This window comes from Kribbella sp. NPDC020701 (assembly GCF_055562215.1).
Map to the genome: position 1 here is coordinate 1 of NZ_JBVHFT010000053.1, position 4,103 is coordinate 4,103.

The 4,103-nt window shown below is 67.8% G+C and carries 5 protein-coding genes; 1 reads left to right on the forward strand and 4 read right to left on the reverse strand.

Annotated features, from left to right (window positions below; all coding sequences use genetic code 11):
- Window positions 1-227: 227 nt before the first annotated feature.
- The 3 genes from ACZ3HV_RS44390 to alr are packed head-to-tail and all read right to left on the reverse strand — an operon-like array spanning window position 228 to window position 2,946.
- Window positions 228-857: a M15 family metallopeptidase gene (locus tag ACZ3HV_RS44390; protein ID WP_465693916.1), complete on the reverse strand. Its 630-nt coding sequence runs from the start codon at window positions 855-857 to the stop codon at window positions 228-230.
- Window positions 854-1,819, reverse strand: a complete 966-nt coding sequence (locus tag ACZ3HV_RS44395; protein WP_465693917.1) for a D-alanine--D-alanine ligase family protein — start codon at window positions 1,817-1,819, stop codon at window positions 854-856. Before ACZ3HV_RS44395 ends, ACZ3HV_RS44390 begins: the two co-directional genes overlap by 4 nt.
- Window positions 1,816-2,946, reverse strand: coding sequence for an alanine racemase (gene alr / locus ACZ3HV_RS44400; protein WP_465693918.1), 1,131 nt, complete (start codon window positions 2,944-2,946; stop codon window positions 1,816-1,818). The genes ACZ3HV_RS44395 and alr overlap by 4 nt, the downstream gene beginning before the upstream one ends.
- 165 nt (window positions 2,947-3,111) lie before the next feature.
- Here alr and ACZ3HV_RS44405 point away from each other — a divergent pair, with 165 nt between their 5' ends.
- Entirely contained in the window at window positions 3,112-3,633 is a 522-nt protein-coding gene (locus ACZ3HV_RS44405; protein WP_465693920.1) for a CGNR zinc finger domain-containing protein, read from the forward strand.
- Here the strand turns inward: ACZ3HV_RS44405 and ACZ3HV_RS44410 are convergent.
- A partial coding sequence (locus tag ACZ3HV_RS44410; RefSeq protein WP_465693921.1) for a GNAT family N-acetyltransferase occupies window positions 3,577-4,103 on the reverse strand: 527 nt, incomplete at its 5' end. The genes ACZ3HV_RS44405 and ACZ3HV_RS44410 overlap by 57 nt on opposite strands.

Sequence of the window (4,103 nt, forward strand, 5' to 3'; positions counted from 1 at the left end):
GGCAACCCCTTGTGCTGGTGGCGTCCCCGCGGACCGACGGCGGCCAGTCCGCGCCAGGCGCGGACAGATCACCCACACATCAAGCAGGAGAGCCGCAATAACCCAGTCTCAGGTCCCCAGACGGGGTACTAGCCCCCGACCTGATGCTCGTGATCTCTCGCGGATCCGCAGTCGAGAGAGCTCTGTGGAGTTGGGGTTGGCGGTTGCGGACGGGGTGGGAGGGGTTGTCAGGCCAGGGGTGAGAGGTTTGAGGTTGGGCCGTAGAGGGCGGCTGGGTGGTGCTCGAGGTAGGCCCAGTAGCGGTCGCCGTAGGACCAGTGCCACCACTCGGTGGGGTAGTTGACCAGGCCGGCGGCGGTTAGTACGTCGGCCAATAGCGCGCGGTTCGTCCGGGCTTCGCGGGTGATGTTGGTGGCTGCGAAGAAGCAGGCGCTGTTGCTTTGTTCGGGGGTCGCGTCGATCGGCGTACCCAGGTCGAGGGGACCGTGAGCTCCGACCAGCGTGAGGTCGACCGCCGCGCCGGCGACGTGCGGCGCGACCTCGACGGGGGAAACGAAGCGGCTCGCCAATACGTGTACGTCGTGCGCGGAGATGCCGGGGTGGAGGCGCTCGAGCTCGGCGCGGTAGCCGTCGTAGATCTCCTGCTGGGTCTCGAGAGGACGCAACCCTTCCACCACCTGCAGCCGGATCCCGGCCGGCAGGAACGTGTCCGCCACCGCCAGCCGGTCCGCGACGCTCTCCCGCACGAACTGCCGGCCGGTCGTCGCGATGCCGCGCGTGAACAGGTCGACCAGCGGCTCGCCGCTCTCGTTCGCCGGGATCCGCGCGATCCGCTCGTCGCTCAACAGAACGGTCACTGCTGCGTCACCGCCGTGCGGAGCAGGGTGTCGACTACCTCGGCGTACGACATGCCGGCGGCCGCCCACATCCGGGGGAACTGCGACGCCGGGGTGAACCCGGGGAACGTGTTGATCTCGTTGACCACCGGCTCCCAGTCCGCCGGGACGAAGAAGTCCACCCGGGCCAGCCCCTTGCACCCGAGCACCTCGAAGACGTCCAGAGCCGTACGACGCAACCGTTCGGCCAGCGACGGTTCCAACGGCGCGGGTACGACGAATCGCGTGGCACTGCTGTCGTATTTGGCGGTCGCGTTGAAGAACGGCTGGCCCGGATCGCTGTGGATCTCCAGCGCCGGCGCGGTCTCCACCCGCCCGTCCGGGAACTCCAGCACGGCCAGATCGATCTCCCGGCCGACCATCTCCCGCTCGACCAGCACCTGCGGATCGAGTACGGCGGCATCCGCGATCGCGGTCAGCAAGGTCGGCAGATTCGTCGCCCGGGCCACGCCGAAGCTCGAACCGCCGTTGCCTGGCTTCACGAACAAGGGGAAGTCCAGACCGGCTTCCTTCAGCTTCTGCATCGGGGCCTCGGTGTCGGTCAACTCCGATCCGCGCAGCGTCACGCCAGGGGTGACCGCGATCCCATGAGCCTTGAGGACCGCCTTGGTCAGGTGCTTGTCGAGCCCGACCGCGCTGGCCGCGACGCCGCTGCCGACGTACGGGACCTTCAGTTGTTCGAAGAAGCCCTGCAGTACGCCGTCCTCGCCGTACTCGCCATGCAGGGCGGGGACGGTGACGTCGCACGCCTGCAGGATCTCGATCGCCTCGTGCTGACCGTCCGACCAGTTGCCCTCGGCATCGATCACCAGGGGGATCGCAGTGTGGCCGAGGATCTCGACCGCCTTCGCGATGCCTTTGCCGCTGGCCAGCGAGACCTTGTGTTCGGGGCTCGCGCCGCCCATCACCACCGCGACCTTCATCGGTTGCCTTCCTCGTAGCGTCGGGGCACCCGGGATCCGATGCCGCAGTAGATGTCGTGCGGGATGGTGCCGGCCCACTCGGCCCAGTCGAGCGCTGTCGGAGCGCCGTCCGACCCATCGCCGAAAACGGTCACGGGCTCACCGGGTTCGACCGCGAGGTCACCGGCGTCTACGACGAACTGGTCCATCGCGATCCGCCCGATCACCGGCATCCGGACGCCCCGGCACAGCACGCTGGCTTCGCGTACGGCGACACGCGGGATCCCGTCGGCGTACCCGAGCGGAACGAGAGCGATCGTGGTGTCCCGGTCCGCGATGTAGTCGTGCCCGTACGAAACCCCTTCGCCGGCGCGGATCCGGCGTACCTGCGCCAGCTTGCTCATCAGCCGCATCGCCGGCCGCAGCCCGATGCCGGTCTCGTCGATCCCGTACAGGCCGGCGCCGATCCGGACCAGGTCGCAGTCGGGTGCGTCCAGCGTGATCGCGCCGGCCGAGTTGGCCAGGTGGACCACGCTCGGCCGCAGACCGGCACGTCGAGCGAGACTCACCCCGGTCCGCAGGAGCTGTAGTTGTCTCCGGCTCTGGACGGCCTCGGGGGAGTCGCCGTGCGAGAGGTGAGACCAGATCCCGCGGACCGCGACGGCGCCGAGCGCCTCGTAGTGCGCCGCCGCCCGGGTGAGCTCGATCCACTGGTCAGGTGCACTGCCCGCCCGGTGGAGTCCGGTGTCCAGCTTGAGATGCACGTTGTGTACCGAAGGGATGGAGACGACGCGCTGGAGCTCGGCGACGGTCGAGACGCTCACGTCCACGTCGAGATCGCCGAGCAGCATCAGTTCGGCCGCGTCGTACAGCCAGGTAAGGATCGGAACAGTCAGGCCGCCCGCGCGCAGTTGTAGCGCCTCGTCGGCGCGGGCGACACCGAGCCACGTCGCGCCCGCCTCGACGGCGGCACGAGCCACCGGTACGGCGCCGTGCCCGAAGGCGTCGGCCTTGACCACGGCCAAGACCTCCTGCGGGACCAGCCGCCGGAGGGTCCGGACATTGTCACGAATGGCAGACAGATCGACGACAGCTTCGGACAACGTCCCACGGACTGCCCGGCGATCGAGAGACTGCACCAGGTTCATGTCCGTCATTGTTGTTTCCAGCAACCATTGGCTTCATCGGATCGCGGACGGATGTTGTTCCACCCCGGCGTACGACCCTGGTAGCACGCATCGGCATGCCCTGGTCTGACCCGCCTCCTCCGCATGAATGACCGCGACCACCTGGGGGCTCGTCATAATGGGTGGGTGGAGGCCACGGATCACCTGAAGGCGTCGCTGCTCGCGGCGATCGCGCTGGCGAACACCTTCGGATCCGTTTCGCGCCAAGGGCGACCGGCGGTTCCTCCCGACGACGATGCCATCCAAGCGATCTTGCGGTTGACGACCAACCGCGTCGAAGCAGTGGACGTCGCGGACTACGCCGCCGGCGGCAAGACGTTGTACGACGCTCTGAGCCGGCTACCGGATATCGACGGGGCCGTCGACCTGGTGAACGAGTTGCTCAGGGATACCGAGGCAGCACCGCAGCTCGTGCGCCACGAGGGCGCGCCGTGGCACCTGCACTTCGGTGCCGGCTGGTTGGCCGAGTTCGCGACCGCCGTGGCGATGCTGCTCGGGAGTGATGACGTCGAACGCCTCAGGCAGTGCGAGGCGACTCGCTGTGATGACCTCTTCCTCGACTCGACCCGGAGCCGCACGCAGCGGTTCTGCTCAACGGCCTGCCAGAACCGCACCAAGGTCGCCGCCCACCGCGCGCGCGTCTCCTGAGCCCGTGACCATGGTTGCCTCAGGCAACCAGCCGAGCCTGCGGTACAGGTGGAACCCATCGGTGGTAGCCATCAGCAACCCCGTACGAGCGCCACGCTCGAGCGCGCGTTGACTCAGAGCGCCCATCACCACGCTGCCAAGCCCACGTCGCCGATGCGCCGGATCGGTGACGATGTCATGCATCACCGCGTCGTCGCCGACGATCGCCACCATGCCGCGAGCCGCCACCGTGCCGTCCGTGGCATGCAGACGCACGTACTCCAACGGTCCCTCGGCGCTGATCTCGAGTTCGTACTCGGTCGCCGGCTGAGGATGGTCACGCAGCTCAATCGACATCAACCTCTTCTGCTCGTCGAACGGTCGCAAACCCGCAGTGGCTAGTGTCGCGTAAACGATGTTCTTTGACCGGGTTTGCAGTGGTCGAGTAGATCGTCGGCGGTTTTGGTCCAGACGAAGGGTTGGCAGCGGTC

Coding starts and splice junctions, on each gene's coding strand:
- ACZ3HV_RS44395 (WP_465693917.1), bottom strand. CDS start 1,819: ATGAAGGTCGCGGTGGTGATGGGCGGCGCGAGCCCCGAACACAAGGTC.
- alr (WP_465693918.1), bottom strand. CDS start 2,946: ATGAACCTGGTGCAGTCTCTCGATCGCCGGGCAGTCCGTGGGACGTTG.